General features: G+C 46.0%; 1 other annotated feature.

Going from position 1 to position 354, the window contains the following annotated elements:
* The first annotated feature begins 284 nt into the window (after window positions 1-284).
* Window positions 285-354 (top strand) — a sequence feature (5S ribosomal RNA rRNA prediction is too short).

Raw genomic sequence — 354 nt, 5'->3', positions numbered from 1 at the left:
CGGGAAACTTGCCTTGAGATGAGTCTTCCCTGACTCTTTAAGGGTCCTAAAGGAACGTTTAAGACTAAGACGTTGATAGGTTGGGTGTGTAAGCGTAGCGATACGTTGAGCTAACCAATACTAATGAACCGTGAGGCTTAACCTGACAACACCGAAGGTGTTTTAGAGAGATGAAGTTGAATTCAATAAAGTGAGAAGCCGAAAGGTGAAGGACACAGCAGCTTGTTCAGGATTGATGTTCTGGTTTAAGGATAAAAGACTTAAACGGGAATAAACAGAATTTGTCTGGCGGCAATAGCGCGGTGGTCCCACCTGACCCCATGCCGAACTCAGAAGTGAAACGCCGTAGCGACC

The sequence above is a fragment of the Providencia rustigianii DSM 4541 genome (assembly GCF_000156395.1).
In the GTDB taxonomy this organism is placed as follows: Bacteria; Pseudomonadota; Gammaproteobacteria; order Enterobacterales; family Enterobacteriaceae; genus Providencia; species Providencia rustigianii.
This window is presented reverse-complemented; position numbering and strand designations above follow the sequence as displayed.